16 protein-coding genes are annotated in these 17,983 nt (G+C 61.6%); 11 read left to right on the top strand and 5 right to left on the bottom strand.

Annotation, left to right across the window (positions count from 1 at the left end; translation table 11 throughout):
- Window positions 1-112: 112 nt before the first annotated feature.
- Window positions 113-586, bottom strand: coding sequence for an Lrp/AsnC family transcriptional regulator (locus C8C89_RS04380; protein WP_101483341.1), 474 nt, complete (start codon window positions 584-586; stop codon window positions 113-115).
- A gap of 161 nt (window positions 587-747) precedes the next feature.
- Here C8C89_RS04380 and glmS point away from each other — a divergent pair, with 161 nt between their 5' ends.
- Both glmS and C8C89_RS04390 read left to right on the top strand, forming a co-directional pair.
- The gene (gene glmS, locus C8C89_RS04385) at window positions 748-2,577 is read left to right on the top strand and encodes a glutamine--fructose-6-phosphate transaminase (isomerizing) (RefSeq protein WP_101483340.1); all 1,830 of its coding nucleotides are present in this window, start codon (window positions 748-750) and stop codon (window positions 2,575-2,577) included.
- A 174-nt stretch (window positions 2,578-2,751) separates the two neighbouring features.
- A complete protein-coding gene (locus C8C89_RS04390; RefSeq protein WP_208327673.1) occupies window positions 2,752-3,912 on the top strand; it encodes a serine hydrolase domain-containing protein in 1,161 nt (386 codons plus the stop codon).
- Window positions 3,913-3,942: 30 nt separating this feature from the next.
- Here the strand turns inward: C8C89_RS04390 and C8C89_RS04395 are convergent, their stop codons facing one another.
- Complete coding sequence (locus C8C89_RS04395; RefSeq protein WP_133988981.1) at window positions 3,943-4,875, bottom strand: LysR family transcriptional regulator; 933 nt, start codon at window positions 4,873-4,875, stop codon at window positions 3,943-3,945.
- A gap of 128 nt (window positions 4,876-5,003) precedes the next feature.
- On the opposite strand from C8C89_RS04395, the gene msuE reads away from it, so the two are divergent.
- From msuE to C8C89_RS04420, 5 genes are all read left to right on the top strand, one after another.
- Window positions 5,004-5,585 (top strand): FMN reductase, encoded by a 582-nt coding sequence (msuE, locus tag C8C89_RS04400; RefSeq protein ID WP_133988982.1) that lies wholly within the window; start codon window positions 5,004-5,006, stop codon window positions 5,583-5,585.
- 70 nt (window positions 5,586-5,655) lie between these two features.
- Window positions 5,656-6,636 carry a DUF1852 domain-containing protein gene (locus C8C89_RS04405; protein ID WP_133993133.1) on the top strand — a complete coding sequence of 327 codons (981 nt, stop codon included), beginning with the start codon at window positions 5,656-5,658 and terminating at the stop codon, window positions 6,634-6,636.
- Between the two features lie 22 nt (window positions 6,637-6,658).
- Window positions 6,659-7,687, top strand: coding sequence for a methionine synthase (locus C8C89_RS04410; protein WP_133988983.1), 1,029 nt, complete (start codon window positions 6,659-6,661; stop codon window positions 7,685-7,687).
- 318 nt (window positions 7,688-8,005) lie between these two features.
- Window positions 8,006-8,731 carry a peptidase gene (locus C8C89_RS04415; protein ID WP_133988984.1) on the top strand — a complete coding sequence of 242 codons (726 nt, stop codon included), beginning with the start codon at window positions 8,006-8,008 and terminating at the stop codon, window positions 8,729-8,731.
- 208 nt (window positions 8,732-8,939) lie between these two features.
- Window positions 8,940-11,405, top strand: coding sequence for a DUF3772 domain-containing protein (locus C8C89_RS04420; RefSeq protein WP_243857894.1), 2,466 nt, complete (start codon window positions 8,940-8,942; stop codon window positions 11,403-11,405).
- Here the strand turns inward: C8C89_RS04420 and C8C89_RS04425 are convergent.
- On the bottom strand, window positions 11,402-11,890 hold the full coding sequence (locus C8C89_RS04425; RefSeq protein WP_101483335.1) for a DUF2938 domain-containing protein: 489 nt from the start codon (window positions 11,888-11,890) through the stop codon (window positions 11,402-11,404). The two genes, C8C89_RS04420 and C8C89_RS04425, sit on opposite strands and share 4 nt — an antisense overlap.
- Before the next feature lie 63 nt (window positions 11,891-11,953).
- On the opposite strand from C8C89_RS04425, the gene C8C89_RS04430 reads away from it, so the two are divergent.
- From C8C89_RS04430 to C8C89_RS04445, 4 genes are all read left to right on the top strand, one after another.
- Window positions 11,954-12,598, top strand: coding sequence for a metalloregulator ArsR/SmtB family transcription factor (locus C8C89_RS04430; protein ID WP_133988985.1), 645 nt, complete (start codon window positions 11,954-11,956; stop codon window positions 12,596-12,598).
- Window positions 12,598-13,110, top strand: coding sequence for a ClbS/DfsB family four-helix bundle protein (locus tag C8C89_RS04435; RefSeq protein ID WP_133988986.1), 513 nt, complete (start codon window positions 12,598-12,600; stop codon window positions 13,108-13,110). The genes C8C89_RS04430 and C8C89_RS04435 overlap by 1 nt, the downstream gene beginning before the upstream one ends.
- A gap of 94 nt (window positions 13,111-13,204) precedes the next feature.
- Window positions 13,205-14,920 (top strand): NAD+ synthase, encoded by a 1,716-nt coding sequence (locus C8C89_RS04440; RefSeq protein WP_133988987.1) that lies wholly within the window; start codon window positions 13,205-13,207, stop codon window positions 14,918-14,920.
- Window positions 14,917-15,972 carry a bifunctional nicotinamide-nucleotide adenylyltransferase/Nudix hydroxylase gene (locus tag C8C89_RS04445; protein ID WP_133988988.1) on the top strand — a complete coding sequence of 352 codons (1,056 nt, stop codon included), beginning with the start codon at window positions 14,917-14,919 and terminating at the stop codon, window positions 15,970-15,972. The genes C8C89_RS04440 and C8C89_RS04445 overlap by 4 nt, the downstream gene beginning before the upstream one ends.
- A 34-nt stretch (window positions 15,973-16,006) precedes the next feature.
- Here the strand turns inward: C8C89_RS04445 and C8C89_RS04450 are convergent, their stop codons facing one another.
- Window positions 16,007-16,837 carry a hypothetical protein gene (locus C8C89_RS04450; RefSeq protein ID WP_133988989.1) on the bottom strand — a complete coding sequence of 277 codons (831 nt, stop codon included), beginning with the start codon at window positions 16,835-16,837 and terminating at the stop codon, window positions 16,007-16,009.
- A 139-nt stretch (window positions 16,838-16,976) separates the two neighbouring features.
- Window positions 16,977-17,879 (bottom strand): LysR family transcriptional regulator, encoded by a 903-nt coding sequence (locus tag C8C89_RS04455; protein WP_133988990.1) that lies wholly within the window; start codon window positions 17,877-17,879, stop codon window positions 16,977-16,979.
- Window positions 17,880-17,983 lie beyond the last annotated feature (104 nt).

Genomic DNA, 17,983 nt, shown 5'->3' on the forward strand with positions numbered 1-17,983 from the left:
TCATGGAGCGTGGCCCAGCTTGTGCATAAGCCTGTGTAAAAGTGCCGTATAAGCGGTGTGCAAGACGCGTATAAGCATGTGGGCAAGCGGTGGATAATCAGCTGATGGCAAATCAGACAGCGATGCGCGTCTCGAATTTGCTGCGAAACGTGGAAAAATAGCTTTTCACATTGCGCACATTGGCGTGCGCGGCAAACAGGCGGTGCGCCAGCGCATGGTAGGCGGGCATGTCGGCCACCTGTACCATCAGCACGAAGTCGGGCCCGGGCGAGACGCGGTAGCACTGCAGCACGGCCGCTTCCATCGCCACCAGCTGCTCGAATTCCGCCATGCGTTCGGCCGCCTGCACATCGAGCGTGATTTCCACGATGGCCGTCAGGCGCGCCCCCACCAGCTGCGGCGCGACGATGGCCACTTGCCGCTCGATCACACCGCTTTCTATTAAATGTTTGACCCTCCGCAAACACGTGGGCGCCGAGACGTGCACCGATCGCGCCAGCTCACTGTTGGTTTGCGATGCATCCATTTGCAAGGCGTTCAGGATGCGACGATCAATGTCGTCGAGAGTAATATTGCTATGGATCATGATTTTGATGAATTGGAGAATATATTGAGTCTAAATGAAATAATATTTCACCGCAAAATAGTGGTGAAATATTTAGTCAAAAATATACAGATTTAGAAAGCATATTTCATTGACTCTGCATTAGCATGCTTGCATTGATTAAATTTTAGACAGAGGTTTCCATGTGCGGCATCGTCGGCGCGGTAGCGCAACGTAACATCACTCCCATCCTGGTCGAAGGCCTGAAGCGCCTGGAATACCGCGGCTACGATTCCTGCGGCATCGCCCTGCATGCGGATGGCCGTTTGCAGCGTTCGCGTTCCACCTCGCGCGTCGCCGAGCTGGAAAAGCAGATCGCCGAAGAAGGCTTGAGCGGTTTTACGGGCATCGCCCACACGCGCTGGGCCACGCATGGCGCCCCTGTTTCCTTCAATGCCCACCCGCACTTTTCCCCAACGGAAGAGAACGCCCGCGTGGCGCTGGTGCATAACGGTATCATTGAAAACCATGACGAACTGCGCGCCGAACTGACGGCCCTCGGTTACGTCTTCCAGAGCCAGACGGACACGGAAGTGATCGCCCACCTGGTCGAGCACATGTATAACGGCGACCTGTTCGAGACCGTGCAGCAGGCCGTGAAACGCCTCGATGGCGCGTATGCGATTGCCGTGTTCTGCCGCGACGAGCCGCACCGCGTGGTCGCCGCGCGCCAGGGTTCGCCCCTGATCGTCGGCCTGGGCAATGGTGAAAACTTTGTCGCCTCCGATGCCATGGCCCTGGCCGGCACGACCGACCAGATCATCTACCTGGAAGAAGGCGATGTGGTCGACCTGCAACTGTCGCGCTGCTGGATCGTCGATGTCGATGGCAAGCCTGTCGAACGCGAAGTGAAAACCGTGCATGCGCATACGGGCGCGGCCGAGCTGGGCCCATACCGCCACTACATGCAGAAGGAAATCTTCGAACAGCCGCGCGCCATCGGTGACACGCTCGAAGGCGTGACGGGCATCATGCCGGAATTGTTCGGCGACAACGCCTATGCCATCTTCAAGCAGATTGACCGCGTGCTGATCCTGGCCTGCGGCACCAGCTCGTATGCGGGCATGACGGCCAAGTACTGGATCGAAGCGATTGCCAAGGTGCCCGTCAGCGTGGAAGTGGCCAGCGAATACCGCTACCGCGACAGCGTGCCGCACCCGAACACCCTGGTCGTCACCATTTCGCAAAGCGGCGAAACGGCCGACACCCTGGCGGCCCTGAAGCATGCGCGCAGCCTGGGCATGCAGCACACCCTGACCATCTGCAACGTGGCCACCAGCGCCATGGTGCGCGAATGCGCGCTGGCCTACATCACGCGCGCCGGCGTGGAAGTGGGCGTGGCGTCCACCAAGGCGTTCACGACGCAGCTGGCCGGCCTGTTCCTGCTGACCCTGTGCCTGGCGCAAGTCAATGGCCGCTTGAGCGAAGAACAGGAAGCGGCGCACCTGAAAGCCATGCGTCACCTGCCCGTCGCCATCGCGTCCGTGCTGGCGCTGGAACCGCAGATTATCGCCTGGTCCGAAGAATTCGCGCGCAAGGAAAACGCCCTCTTCCTGGGGCGCGGCATGCACTACCCGATCGCCCTGGAAGGTGCCTTGAAACTCAAGGAAATTTCCTACATTCACGCCGAAGCGTATCCGGCCGGCGAGCTGAAACACGGCCCGCTGGCCCTGGTGACGAATGAAATGCCGGTCGTCACCATCGCGCCGAACGACGCGCTGATCGAAAAGTTGAAATCGAACATGCAGGAAGTGCGCGCCCGCGGCGGCCAGCTCTACGTCTTCGCCGACGTCGATTCGCGCATCAGCTCCGGCGAAGGCCTGCACGTCATCCGCCTGCCCGAGCACTACGGCGATTTGTCGCCTATCCTGCACGTGGTCGCGCTGCAATTGCTGGCGTATCACACGGCGCTGGCGCGGGGCACGGATGTGGACAAGCCACGCAATCTGGCGAAGTCGGTGACGGTGGAATAAGCAGGCGGGGGGCCGCTCCGGGCCACCAAGAATACAAAGAAAACGCCACTTCCGGGTGGCGTTTTCTTTTATCCAGCACCGCCGTTCACTATCTGGAAAAGCCATACGAGTGACTTTTTTTGTCACCGCCGAACCCATTGTGCGAGAATGCCCCCTCCCCCCTGGATGGTGCGCATGATGAGCAAATTCGCCGCAATCATAACTGGAATGACACTGGTGCTGGCAGCTTGCAAGCCCGCTGCCACAGCACCTGCGCATGACATTCCTGCGGCAATGCGCCAGACAGCGACCGCGCTGCTGCAGTCAAAGTTTCTACACGCGACCTCGATTGCTGTCGTGTATCGCGGCAAGGAATTCATTCTGCATCAAGGCGAGCTGGAGACGGGCAAAGCCAATCCGCCGAACGATACAACGCTGTATGAAATCGGCTCAGTCAGCAAAACTTTTGCTGGCCTGCTATTGGCGAACGCTGTGCTTGATGGGAAGGCGGCGCTCGACGATCCCATACAAAAGTACCTGGCGGCCGCCTACCCGAACCTGCAGTCGCAGGGCCAGCCGGTTCGCTTGCGCCATTTGATCACGCACACCAGCAATATGCCGGGCATGCTGCCATTGCAGGTGAACACCATATTGAAGGATTTCACTGCACACGCCACGCCGGCAAAGCTCAATGCAGCCTACGCCAGCTACGGACAACAGCAATTCTGGCAGGACTTGCACACAGTCAGCATCAAAGGTCCGCTAGGCAAGGACTATGCATATTCAAGCGCAGGTACCGAACTCATTGCGCACACTCTCGAAAAAATCTACGGAATACCCTATGAAGTCCTGCTCGCGCAATTCCTTGCGCGCGAAGCCGGCATGCAGGATACCAAGCTGAGAATCACGGCCAGGGATACCGGCCGGCTAGCGCCCGGCTACCACAGCGACAATCCCGTCGTAACAACGCCGATGCCACAACTGCCCTGGGGGGCAGCCGGCAACCTGAAGTCGACTATGCCGGATATGGCGAAGTACCTGCGCCTGCAATTGGGCGCCCATCCTGCGGTCGTCGAATCGCACAAGCCTTTGGCGCGCTTTCAGGATGACTTCAGCATTGGCTATTTCTGGAACATCGGTAGCAATCGCCAGTTGGGCACGCATTATGTACACCATGGCGGCGTGCCACGTGCGCAAAGCTACGCCTACGTCGTTCCCAAATATCAGCTTGGGGTCTTCATCATCACCAACCAGAGCGGCGACGCTACCGCCGGCGCCATGGAAAGCGCGCTGGCGCATATTTTCGACGCAGTGGAATCCATGGAAAGCGCGCAGCAGGCTGGCCCCAGGGTATAGGCGTGCGTGATGCTGCTGGCGGGCCTGGGCTTAGCGGGATGCATCAAGGGTTTTAGCATCGCTTCCTTGCGCCATGACGATGGCAGGCTGGCGGGCCAGTTCGATGAAGGCACGCACGTAGTCGATGGCGGTGTCCGTCTCGCGTGCCCCCAGGAAGATTTGCTTGGCGATGCCGCGCACGCCCAGCCGCACAGGCACGACGTCCATCTTGGCCGCGTATTCCTCGACCAGCCAGCGCGGCAGGGCGGCCACACCGCGTCCGCTGGCCACCATCTGCAGCATGATGTCGGTGGTTTCGATGGCTTTGTGGCGCTTGGGCGTGACACCGGCCGGTAACAGGAACTGGTTATAGATGTCCAGGCGCTCGATATCCACGGGGTAGCTGATGAGCACCTCCTGGGTCAGTTGCTGGGGCTGCACATAGGCCGCGGTAGCCAGGGCATGGCCCTTGGCCACGACGAGCACCTGCTCGTAGTCGAACACGGGTTCGAATGTCAGCCCCGGTTTGTACAGCGGGTCGGGCGTGACCAGCAGGTCGATCTCGTAGCCGAAGAGCGCGCCGATCCCGCCAAACTGGAACTTTTGCTTGACGTCCACATCCACGTCTGGCCATGCGGCCAGATAGGGGGAAACCACTTTGAGCAGCCACTGGTAGCAAGGGTGGCATTCCATGCCGATGCGCAGCGCACCGCGCTCGCCCTGCGCGAATTGACCCAGGCGCTCTTCGGCCAGGTCCAGTTGCGGCAGTACCCGGTTCGCCACCGCCAGCAGATACTGGCCGGCCTGCGTCAGGCGCAGGTTGCGCCCTTCGCGCAGCCAGACGTCGGTGCCCAGTTGCTGCTCCAGCTTCTTCATGCTGTGGCTCAGGGCCGACTGGGTCAGGTGCAGCACGCCTGCGGCGGCCGTCAACGACCCTTGTTTTTCGACCTGCTGGACGATGCTGAGGTGGATGCGTTCAAGCATTGAAATGAGCCACATTCATGGATGTATGAAATAAGACCATTATACTTCATCGATTCCCGCCGCTATCATCGATGTCCTTGTTGTTGGCATTTTTCGGCCCCGGCGCATCCATCCCTATGAAAGCAAACATGACACGTCCCCTGCGTTTAGTCGCCGTCTCCGGCGGGCTGCAACGCCCTTCCAAGGCGGCAGCCCTGGCAGAGCACCTGATGGACCTGATCGCCGACGAAGTGCTGTGCGAACAACGTCTGGTCGAACTGGGCCAGCTCGCCCCCCAGCTCGCCGGCGCGACCTGGCGCTCCCACCTGCCCGATACGGTGGAGCGGGAACTTGCGGCGGTCGAGCAAGCCGACATCCTGGTGGTGGCAACACCGGTCTTTCGCGGTTCCTACACGGGACTGTTCAAGCACTTCTTCGACTTCATTCATCAGGATGCCTTGATCGACAAGCCCGTCTTGCTGGCGGCCACCGGCGGCAGCGAGCGCCATGCCCTGATGATCGACCACCAATTGCGGCCGCTGTTCAGCTTTTTCCAGGCACGCACCTTGCCGCTGGGCGTCTACGCGACCGACAAGGATTTCGCCGACTACCGTCTGCAGGACGCGGCCCTGATCCAGCGGGCCACACTGGCGGTCCAACGGGCATTGCCGTTGGTCGGCTTGACGCGCCATGCGCAATCTGCCGCCGCTGAAGCGCTGGTCGCGGCCTGATACGCATCGCCACGCTCAGCAAGCAATCAACACATTCATCTTTTCGCAGCAATCAGGACACCAGATCACCATGAGCCAAGATTTTGTATTCAGCATCAAGAGCATTGTTTTCGATGAAAACTATCATCCATCGGACAATACGCGCCTGACGACCAACTTTGCCAATCTGGCCAGGGGAGAGCGTCGCCAGGAGAACTTGCGCAACACCCTGAAAATGATCGACAGCCGCTTCAACAACCTGGCGCATTGGGATAACCCGAAGGCAGACCGCTACTCAGTCGAGCTTGAAATCATTTCCGTCGCGTTGAATATGGATGCCGCAGGCGGGAATATTCCACTGATCGAGATATTGAAGCCGAATATCCTGGATAAAAAAACAGGAGAGCGCATCGACGGCATCGCTGGGAATAACTTCTCGTCCTATGTGCGCGATTACGACTTCAGCGTGCTGCTGCCAGAGCACAACAATAATAAATCCACCTTTGGCACACCGGACAATTTCGGCGATTTTCATGGCAAGCTGTTCAAGCACTTTGTCAGATCAACTACTTACAAAGCGCACTTCAGCAAGGCGCCGGTCATCTGCATCAGCGCCTCGAGCAGCAAGACCTATCAGCGCACTGAAAACCAGCATCCCATCCTGGGCGTTGAGTATCAACAAAATGAGTTCTCCTCGACGGATGAATATTTCGAGAAAATGGGGATGCAGGTGCGCTATTTCATGCCGCCAAACAGTGCGGCACCTTTGGCATTTTATTTTATCGGCGACCTGCTGGGCGACTACAGCAATCTTGAGCTGATCGGCACCATCAGCACGATGGAAACGTTCCAAAAGATCTACCGGCCCGAGATTTATAACGCCAATTCTGCGGCGGGAAGACTTTATCAACCCAGCCTGAAGAACCAGGATTATTCGTTGACGCAAATTGTCTATGACCGGGAAGAGCGCAGCCAGCTGGCAGTCAAGCAGGGCAAATATACGGAAGAGCACTTCATCAAACCATACAAAAATATTCTTGAACAATGGGCTGCGACCACGCTCTCCGCTTAATCAAAATACGAAACCAGTTATCATGAAAAAATTATTGCCTACATCCACTGCCGGCAGCTTGCCCAAACCTTCCTGGCTTGCGCAACCCGAAAAACTCTGGTCGCCCTGGAAATTACAGGACGAGGAATTAATCGAGGGCAAACAAGATGCTTTACGTTTGTCACTGCAGGAGCAGCAGCAGGCAGGCATCGATATTGTCAGTGATGGCGAGCAGACCCGTCAGCACTTTGTCACCACGTTCATTGAGCACCTCAGCGGCGTTGATTTTGACAAACGTGAGACCGTCAGAATTCGTGACCGCTATGATGCGAGCGTGCCGACCGTCGTTGGCGCCGTGAGCCGCCCGAAGCCGGTTTTTGTGGAAGACGCCAGGTTTTTGCGTCAGCAAACCAAGCAACCCATCAAATGGGCGCTGCCAGGTCCGATGACGATGATTGATACGCTGTATGACAGCCACTACAAGAGCCGCGAAAAACTGGCCTGGGAATTCGCCAAGATACTCAATCAGGAAGCCAGAGAATTGGAGGCTGCCGGCGTCGACATCATCCAGTTTGATGAACCCGCATTCAATGTGTTCTTTGATGAGGTGAATGATTGGGGGATTGCCACCCTGGAAAGGGCGATCGAAGGGCTCAAATGCGAAACTGCCGTGCATATTTGCTATGGCTACGGCATCAAAGCCAATACGGATTGGAAAAATACGCTGGGGTCCGAGTGGCGTCAATACGAAAAATCTTTTCCCAAGCTGCAGCAATCGAATATCGATATTATCTCGCTGGAATGCCACAACTCGCGTGTTCCCATTGACCTGATTGAACTCATTCGTGGCAAAAAAGTGATGGTAGGGGCCATTGACGTGGCAAGCAATACCATCGAAACGCCGGAGGAAGTCGCCAACACCCTGCGCAAAGCGCTGCGGTTTGTCGATGCCGACAAACTCTATCCGAGCACTAACTGTGGCATGGCGCCCCTGTCTCGTCGGGTAGCAAGAGGAAAATTGCATGCGCTCAGTGCAGGCGCAGAAATCATTCGAGGAGAACTCTCGACCTAGCCGGCTGCTGAGATACCGGACAGCTGAGTTTTCCCTTGTAGAAGGTGCTCTAAACAGTCGCTTTATGCCGGTGTCTTGCCCAAGTGCCCCGGCATCACCGGCAAGCGCTCCGTTATCCAATCTTATGTTCATGAATAAACTGGAACCAGGATGCCGCCACCGCACTCTTCTACAATTTCTCACACGGTGCCGGCGCGAACGCTGGCCTGGAAGAAATGGCAAACCTTATTTTATTTACAAAATATCTTACAATGAGCTGATACCCGCCGGACCTGCTGCGGTTTGTAATTCCATTTCCTCACGCCATTTGCCATGCACATGACTGCCTGCCTCGCGCCTCTGCTTATTGCCACACTGTATGCGCCGCTGGCGCTTGCAGAAACCGGTACCCAGGTTTATCTGGATAACGGCGAGCTCAACTATGTCGGCAGCATTTCGGCCGAGGCGAATCAGCGTGCGCTGGCACTGTTCGCCTCCGAGGAAACCAAGCCGCGCGTGCTGGCCATCCGCAGCAAGGGCGGCCCGACGCAGGCCGGCATGGCGCTGGGTACCTGGGTGCGGGCGCAGGCATTGACGGTCAAGGTGCTCGAGTATTGTTTTTCCTCGTGCGCCAACTACGTTTTTACCGCCGCGCCCCGCAAGATCGTCAGCAACTTTGCCGTGGTCGGTTATCACGGCGGCCTCAGTAGCGCCACGTTTGCCGTCGATGAGCAACAGGAAGCCATGCTGGCGGCCTTGCCGGCAGCCGAGCGGCAAGCCATGCGTCAGCAGTTGCAGGCGGAGATACAAACATGGCTGGCTCCCCAGCGGGAGGCCGAACGCCAGTATTTTGCGCAGATAGGTGTCCAGCAGCGCATCACGACCATGGGCCAGACGCCCGAACTGGCCCGCCGCTTCGATGCCGACAGCAAGGTGATCGGGTGGACCTTTTCCGCTGACGACTTTGCCAAGCTGGGCGTGAAGGACATCACCGTCATCAATCCGCCATGGCGGCCGCGTTCTATTGCTTCCGATAAGCAAGTGCATCAAATCGAACTGCCGTAGCGCCGATGCCATGCGCGTGCCTGGCCGTCATTATTGCCGCACGAAAATTTCCGCCATCTATCGCTTGAGTGCGCTAGGCTGTCGCTGTTTGCCGTACAGTTAAGCAACTCCCGTAACACCCATCGCCCCGCCGCTGCTCTTTGCCGCAGCGCCTGCTGGCGCGATGCCGTCTCGCTTTCACCCGTATTGACCTGGCCGATAGGACCGCATGATTTCATTCCGTACCCCCCATTTCTTTTCCGCGCGCCAGCCCTGGCGTGGCTGGCTATTGCCGCTGCTATTGACCCTGCTGCTGGCGTGCTCGCTATCGGCGCCGCCCGCCTGGGCGCAGCCCGTCGATGATGCCGCCACGGCCGACCAGCGCCTCGATGGCTTGCGCAAGCAGATCACCACGATCCAGAAGGCGCTCGATGGCGATGCCGATCTCGATGACGCGACTCTGTCGCAGATGCGCGCCGATGCGCTGGCGGCCAGCGCCGAAGCGGACAAGGTGGCCGATGCGCTCGCGCCCACGCTCGCCAGCGTGCAGGCGCGGCTGGCCGAGCTGGGCAAGCCGGCGGCGGGCACGAAAGAGGCCCCTGACGTGGCGGCGCAGCGCAGCCAGCTGGACCGCACCAGCAGCGCGCTCGATGCGCAAGTGAAGCTGGCGCGCTTGCTGGCCGTGGAAGCGACGCAGGCGTCCGAGCAGGTGTCGACGGCGCGCCGCGCGCAGCTGCAGGCGCGCCTGGGCGAGCGCACTGCGTCCATCCTGGCCGGTTCCTTCTGGAAACAGCTGCATGCGGAATTGCCGCAGAATTTGCAGCGCCTACGGGCGCTGGAGCTGGAGTTGGCCAACGCGGCACGTGCCACGCCGTGGTCGGCCTGGGGTGGCTTGCTGGCCGGCATCGTGGCCGTGATCGGCGCCAGCGTCTGGGTTTCGCGCTATCTGCTGGTGATCACGGCCACGCGCGTGCCGCATGGCCGCTTGCGCCGCTCCTTGCATGCGCTGGCCGTGCTGGTGCTGGCGGCGGCCACGCCGGGCCTGGTGGCCGAATTGCTGGCCATGGGTTTGCGCTGGGATGGCGGCCTGTCTGAAAAAACCTCGACTTTCCTTGGCAGCTTGATCGGCATCATCTGTTTTGCCGGTTTTACGGCGGGCCTGGGCCACGCGCTGCTGTCGCCCTGGCGCGTGTCGTGGCGCTTGCTGCCCCTGCCCGACGCGCTGGCGCATCGCTTGCGCCATTTTCCATCGACGTTTGCCTTCATCGTGGTGCTGGTGTGGGCCACGGAACGCGTCACCATCGTCATTAATGCGGGCCTGTCGACGGCCGTGGCCGTCAATTGCATCGTCGCCCTGGTGATGAGCACGACCATCGCTTATGGCTTGATGCGCGCCGAGCGCTGCTGGCGCCTGTTGCGCGAGGCCGATCCCGCCACCCTGGTCACGCCGCTGTGGCTGCGCTGCATCACGGTGCTGCTGTGGCTGGCGCTGGCGTCGAGCGTCATCAGTTTGCTGGTCGGCTATGTGGCGTTCGGCAGTTTTATCGCCAAGCAAATTGCCTGGGTCATCGTGGTGGTGGGCAGCACCTATCTGCTGACGGTGCTGGTCGACGATATCTGCATGCTGCTGGCCTCCACGCCGCCGCCACCGGACGCCGCCCATCCCGTGCTGGCCACGCCCAAGGCGCGCGACCAGGCGGCCGTGCTGCTGTCGGGCATCGGCCGCGCCATCGTCGTGCTGCTGGCCCTGATGCTGCTGCTGGCGCCGTTCGGCGAAGGTCCGGGCGAGCTGTTCCAGCGCGTGGGCAAGCTGCAGGATGGCCTGGCCATCGGCGAGGTAGCGATCCGCCCTGCCGCGCTGATCCAGGCCCTGCTGGTGCTGGTGGTGGGCTTTGTGGCGCTGGGCCTGTTCAAGCGCTGGCTGCAAAACAGTTATTTGCCGACCACCAATCTCGACTCCGGCATGCAAGTGTCGTTCATTACCCTGTTTGGCTATATCGGCGGCGTGCTGGCCGTGGCACTGGCCCTGTCGGCGGCCGGCATCGGCCTGGAACGGATCGCGTGGGTGGCGTCGGCCTTGTCGGTGGGTATCGGTTTTGGCTTGCAGGCGGTGGTGCAGAACTTTGTGTCCGGCCTGATTTTATTGGCCGAGCGTCCTGTGAAAGTGGGCGACTGGGTCTCGCTGGGCGGCGTGGAAGGCGACATTCGCCGCATCAATGTACGCGCCACGGAAATTCAATTGGGCGACCGTTCCACGGTGATCGTACCGAACTCGGAATTCATCACCAAGACGGTGCGCAACGTCACCCTGGCCAATCCGCTGGGCCTGGTGCAGGTCAAGCTGCCGCTGCCGCTGGGCACGGATGCGCAAGCGGCGCGCGCGCTGATCCTGTCCACCTTTGTCGACAATCCTGACGTGCTCGAGACGCCGGCGCCCAGCGTGCAGCTCGACGGTATCGACAACGGCTTTTTGCTGTTCAACGCTACCGGCTATGCCTCGTCGCCGCGCCTGACGTCGGGCATCCGCAGCGCCCTGCTGTTCGAGCTGCTCAAGCGCCTGGACGAGGCGCATATCGCGATTGCCAAGCCCAGCACGATGGTGCTGAGCACCGTGCCGGCGCAGCCGGAGACGCCGGCCATCTCGGCGGCTGTACCCGCACCGGCGCCCGCCCCCGTGCCGCCGCTGACGTCTTAACGCACCGTCGACCACAGCAACGCCGCCAGGTACAGGCCGATGCCGAACGCCGTGTGGGCCATCAGGCTGCGCAGGCGGGCGGCCGTCGGATGCGGCGTCTTGCTGGCGGCCAGGCCGGCGCCCATGCCCGGCTGCAAGATACAGAACGGCGCGGCCACGCTCACGAGGCCAGCCAGCAAGGCCGGCGCGAACGTTGGCCCTTGCACCCACTCCTGCCCCACCAGCGCCAGCAGCACGGCCGCAAACAGCACGCCGATCACATAATGGGCGGTCCAGCCCAGGATGGCTTCATCGCGTACGGGCGCCGCCTGGGCGATATTGACGTGGCTCACGGTGCCGCGTGGCAGGTGGCCCAGCCAGCGTCCCACCATCGCAAAGTTCAGCGAGGGTATGCACCAGAAGCGTTTCAAGGCCACCGCCCACACATCCATCACCGCCGTCGCGCCCACGCCGATCGCCAGGGCATCGAGCCAGAGTATTTGCATCGTTGTCACCTTATAACATTCAATTGATTGCTTGAATGTTATAAGGGTGCTAGCATCGTGTCAATGAAAAATGCCGATATCGAATGTCTCACCGGTTCCGCCGCGTTTGCCCATATTTTAGGCAGCGCACCGCGTTTGCGCCTGCTAGAGCAGATCGCTCAGGGCGAATATGCGGTGGAGCAGCTGGTGGAGTTGACGGGCCTGTCAGTGGCAAATACCTCCCAGCATTTGCAGCAGTTGCGGCGTGCCGGTTTCGTGCAGGCGCGACGCGACGGCAAGCGCGTGCTGTACCGGCTGGGCAGCGGCCCCATCGTGCAACTGCTGGCCGCGCTGGACGTGTATGCGCAGCATCAGCGCAGCGAGTTGCAGGCGCTGACCCGGGGCGATCATGTGGAAGCGATCACGGGCGACGAGCTGCTGGGGCGCATGCAGGAAGCCAGCATCACCGTGCTCGACGTGCGGCCCGCGCAGGAATTTGCTGCCGGCCATCTGCCCGGTGCGATCAATATTCCTTTTGATGACTTGCAGCGCCGCTTGGGCGAATTGCCGGCGAACGCAGAAATCGCCGCCTACTGCCGTGGCCCGTATTGCGTGCTGTCCGTGCAGGCCGTTGCCGCCCTGCGCCAGCAGGGCTTGCATGCGCGCCGTCTCGGTAGCGGTTACGACGACTGGCAGGCGGCCGGCTTGCCTGTCGTCAAGGCGGCGTGATGGCGATTCCCAACAGCAAGCAGGAACTGGTCGAGGCGATTAGCACCACGTACGCCAAGCTGGCGCAGGAGCTGGCGCGTGTGCCACCGGCCTTGGCGCGTGAGCCCGTGCTGGAAGGGCAGGTCAAGGGCACGCGCATGAGCGTGTGCGATTTGCTCGCCTACCTGGTGGGGTGGAACGAGCTGGTCTTGCACTGGCACGCGCAGCTGCGCGACGGCAAACGCATCGAAGACATCGCCTTTCCCGCCGAAGGTTTCACGTGGAACGCTCTGGGCGCCCTGGCGCAGCGCTTCTATGGGGACTATGCTGAACTGGGCGTGGATGACTTGCTGCAACGCCTGGAACAGGCGAAAAACCAGTTGCTGGCGCTGATCGAAGCGCATGACGATGCGCAATTGTATGGCCAGCCCTGGTACACGCATTACACGATGGGACGCATGATTCAGTTCAATACCTCCTCGCCGTATGCGAACGCGCGCACGCGCTTGCGGGCCTGGCTCAAGACCTTGTAGCACCCTGATCGGCGGGCTTGCACGATTGCATCAGTACGATGCGTAAAATTTCAGGCAGGATAGTGGTTTCAAGCGCAAGCAATAAAGGATCGCCATGCTGACCATCGCCCTCGCCCAGATGAATCCTACCGTGGGCGACTTCGACGCCAATGTCGCCGCCATCATCGCGCGCATGCAGCGCGCCAGCAGCGATGGCGCCGACTTGCTGGTATGCCCTGAACTGTCGCTGTGCGCGTATTACCCTGGCGACCTGTTCGAGGATGCCGCCTTCCTGCGCGACATGCAGCAGGCGCTCGATAAGCTGCTGCAAGCATCCACGCGCTGGCCGGAACTCGTCACCGTCATCGGCACGGCGCGGCCGAACTCTGGCGTCGGCAAGCCCCTGTACAACGCCTTGCTGGCGCTGCGCAACGGGTGCATCGTCGCCGAATACTACAAGCAGCTGCTGCCGACGTATGGCATTTTCGACGAGGGCCGCCATTTCGAGCCTGGCCCGTCCGGCGCCTGCACCTTGTCCATCGCCGGCTGCAAGGTCGGCTTCATGATTTGCGAGGATGGCTGGAACGACGACGGCCGCGCCTACGCCGTCAACCCTTTCGACTCCCTGCACGCTGCGCGGCCCGACCTGGTCGTCAGCATCAACGCCAGCCCTTCCGACATTGGCAAGCGCGCGCAGCGCCACGCCGTGTTTGGCGCCGCCTGCAAGCGCGTGCACTTGCCCCTGTTGTTCGTCAACCAGGTGGGCGGCCAGGATCAACTCGTGTTCGACGGCGCCTCGTTCGCCATTTCACCGGTTGACGGCGTGCAATTCGAATCGGCCCGCTTCGTCGAAGACTGTCAACTGCTGCGCTTTGCCGATGGGCGTTTTACCCGGACCGATGGCTCGGCGTTTCCCGTACCGGACCCGGAAGGCATCCCCGCCGTGGAGTTTGCGCGGCGTCAAATCGTGCTCGGTTTGCGCGACTACGCGCGCCGTTGCGGTTTTACGAAAGTCGTTGTCGGCTGCTCGGGCGGCATCGATTCGGCGCTGACCCTGGCCCTGGCCGTTGAAGCGCTGGGCGCTTGCAACGTGGTGGCCATTACCATGCCGTCCATCTTTTCGAGCGCCGGTTCCGTCACCGATTCGGTGGCCCTGTGCGCCAACCTGGGCATCGCCCTGCACACGCATCCGATACGCGACATCGTGACGCAGTACGAGGCTGGCTACGCGGAGGCCTTCGACGGCAAGCTCGAGGGACTGCCGCTGGAAAACCTGCAGGCCAGAGTGCGTGGCACCATCCTGATGGAATACTCGAACGCCTTCGGCGCCCTGCTGCTCACCACCGGCAACAAGAGCGAAATCTCGGTCGGCTATTGCACCCTGTACGGCGACACGAATGGGGGACTGGGGCTGATCGGCGACCTGTATAAAACCGAGGTGTTCGCCCTGTCGCGCCACATCAACGCCAGCGCCGGGCGCGAATTGATACCCGTCGCCGTGCTGGACAAGCCCCCGTCGGCGGAACTGGCGCCGGGGCAGCGCGACACCGATAGCTTGCCGCCATATCCCGTGCTCGATGAAATTTTAAAGTGGCATATCGAGGGCAAGCGCCTGCCGGAGGCGGAAAGCGCGCAAGCTTTGAGCCTGGTCGACCAGCTGCGCGAGACGGACGACGGGCGCACCCTGGTGCGGCGCATCCTCGGCATGGTCGCCCGCAACGAATACAAGCGGCGCCAGGCGGCGCCCATCATCCGCGTGCGTTCGCGCGCTTTTGGCAGCGGGCGCCAATTGCCGATCGCCGCCCACTACCCTACCGGAGACGACGCATGACCCTCGCCTATTCCGCCGATGCGGCCATCCTGATCGGCCGCTTCCAGCCATTTCATAATGGCCATGCCGGCCTGCTGCAAACGGCGCTGGCCACCGCCGCCCAGGTGGTGGTGGTGCTCGGCTCCGCCTTCCATGCGCGCAGTCCGAAGAACCCGTTTACGTGGCAGGAACGGGCCGCCATGATCGCCGCCACCCTGCCTGAGGCGCAGCGCGCGCGCGTGCATTACGTGGCCGTGCGCGATTACTACGACGATGGCTTGTGGGCCGATGCCGTGCGGCGCGCCGTGGCGGGCGCCGTGCCTGCGCTGCAGCGCGTGACCCTGGTGGCCTGCTTCAAGGACGCCACCAGTTATTACCTGCACCACTTCCCTCATTGGCAGTTACTCAATCTGGAGATCGATCCCGGTGCGCCCATCGGCGCGACGGCCATCCGCAACGTGCTGTTCGAGGCCGAGGACGTCGATGTGTCGTTGAGCGCCGTGGCGCAGCTGCTGCCGGCGGCCATCGGCCAGTATCTGAAGGCGTGGACCTTGCTGCCGTGGTACGCGCCGCTGGTGCAGGAATACCGCGCCATCGAGGCCTACAAGGCGCGCTGGCGCACGGCGCCGTATGCGCCCATCTTTTGCACCGTGGATGCGCTGGTGCAGACGGGGGGCCACGTCTTGCTCGTGCGTCGCGGCGGCTATCCGGGCAAGGGCTTGTGGGCCTTGCCGGGTGGCTTCCTGGAGCCGCGCGAACGCTTGCTGCAGGGCGCCCTGCGCGAACTGGCGGAAGAAACCCAGCTGGGCGTGCTGGCACCCACCCTCGTCGAGGCGCTGGTCGGCGTGGCCGTGTTCGACCATCCTGACCGCAGCCAGCGCGGGCGCACCATCACGCATGCGCACTATTTTGACCTGAAGACGCGCCAGCTGCCGGCCGTGACGGCAGCCGACGACGCGGCACTGGCGCAGTGGGTGCCCGTGGCCTCGCTGCCGGATATGGAAGAGCAATTCTTCGAAGACCACTTTCATATCCTGAACCACTTCCTGCAACTGACGCACGAGGGGCGCTGAAGATCCGGGGAAAGCCCGCAGCGCCCCGCTGCGCTCAGGACGTCATACGTTCCCAGCCATGCTTGACGGCCGCCTTGAAGTCGTCCCACGCCGACTGCGGATACGTGTGTTCCCAGGTGCTGCGCAGTTCAAGCTCGACCTGCTCCCAGCTTTGCCCCCGGTAGCTGTCGCTGCCCGCCATCGAATGGCCATAGCGATAGGCGGGATCGTAGTCGTCGAAGCGCCCGCCACCGGACGCATACTGGCTGCTCCAGTGGTTGCGATAATACTGCTCGTCGTCGTCGCTGGTGCCTGGCAGGTTGTCGGCGCCGGGATAGCGGCGCACGTTGGCGCCCACGCCGGAGGGTGGCGGCGCTGCCATGCCGCCTGCAAATTGCTGGGACCTTGCCGCCTCGTTCAGGTTGCCGGCGAACGTGCCTTGCTGCGATGGCGCGCTTGACTGCATGCTGGCGCCCTGGCGCATCGCGCTGTCGCTTTGCGGCGCGCCTTGCCAGCCGCCAGCGCGCCAGTGGTCGGCGTGCGCATCGATGTCAAGCGGCGCATAGCGCTCGACGAGGTCGGTGGCGCGCTGGATATCGGCGTCGCTCGCCCCTTCCAGTGTCAGCACGACATGCCCGCGCCGTACGGCTTCCGCATAGATGTGGCGGTCGGCGTGGCTGCCGAACAGGTCCGTAAAGAAATGCTTGATGTTGTCGAGCAGGCTGTCGCTGTCGTCGCGGCGGATGTTTTCCGTGGCGGAAATATCATCACTGCCCGCATCGTGCAGGCGGATGCTGGCGCCGGGGAAGCCCGCCGTGATCAGGTCGTGCCGGGCCCGCTCGGCCATGTCGCGCAGGACGAAAACTGCTGCCAATGTATGTGTCATGATGGTCTCCAATCGGTGAACAACGTCCTTTCAGTGTAGGCCGTGAAAAACGAAAGGGGCGCCCGTTTGCCCCTTGGAAATCGTTTTGTTCAACAAGTATTGACGACGTGATATGTGCGCCGTGGGGCAAGGTGCATGCTCAGGCGGGCGTGCCCACGAAAGCGCGCAAAAAGTCGATAAAGGCGCGCACCTTTTCCGCAATATGCTGGGTGTTCGGATACACGGCATACACGCCCTGCTCCGGGAAGACAACATCGGGCAGCAGGCGGCGCAGGCGTCCCGCGCGCACTTCCCCTTCCACCAGCCACTGCGGCAGCAGGGCCACGCCGCAGCCGCCCAGGGCAAAGCCCAGCAGGGCCGAGGCGGAGTCGGAATGGATGGCGGCATCGTCCTGCGCGGCAAAGGCGGCGGGGCCGTCTGGCGTTTGCACCTCCCAGCGCAGCGGCGTGCTGAGTCGGCTGTGCGCCAGCCAGCGCGCGCGCTGCAAGTCGGGCAAGGTGGCGATGTCCCTGGCGGGCAGGCTGGCCAGGTAGGCGGGCGAGGCGACGGGCCAGATTGCATATGGCTCGACCAGCGCGGCGCGGTGGCTCGAATCGTTGAGCGAACCCATGCGGATGGCCAGATCATAGCCGCCAGAGATCAGGTCTTCATGCGAGGACGACGAGGAATGCTGGATCTGCAGTTGCGGATGGGTGGCGGCAAAGGCGATCAGCGCGGGGATCACCGTGCGGCTGCCATATTCGACGGTGGTGGTCAGGCGCAGGGTGCCGCGCAAGCCCTGGTGTCCCTGGCGCGCCGTCTCGATGGCGCCCTGCGCCTCGCTCAGCACGCGCTGGCAATCTTCGTAAAAACGCCGCCCCACATCGGTCAGCGCCAGGCTGCGCGTGCTGCGCGTGAGCAGCGACACGCCCAGCTCCGCCTCGAGCTGTTTCAAATTAAAACTGACGACGGCCTTGCTCTGGCCCAGCACGGCGGCGGCGGCCGTCAGTGAACCGGCGTCGACGATGGCGATGAAAATACCCAAACGGTCAAGACTGATCATAAATAAAAATGAGGAGGCATGCGGGTTGTAGAGGTTTGTCAAAATTAATTTGACAGTGTAATCGGGGCTGGCCCGTTACGCAAATGGCGATAGACGCTTAAGCT

This window comes from Janthinobacterium sp. 75, assembly GCF_004365495.1.
Taxonomy (GTDB): Bacteria; Pseudomonadota; Gammaproteobacteria; order Burkholderiales; family Burkholderiaceae_D; genus Janthinobacterium.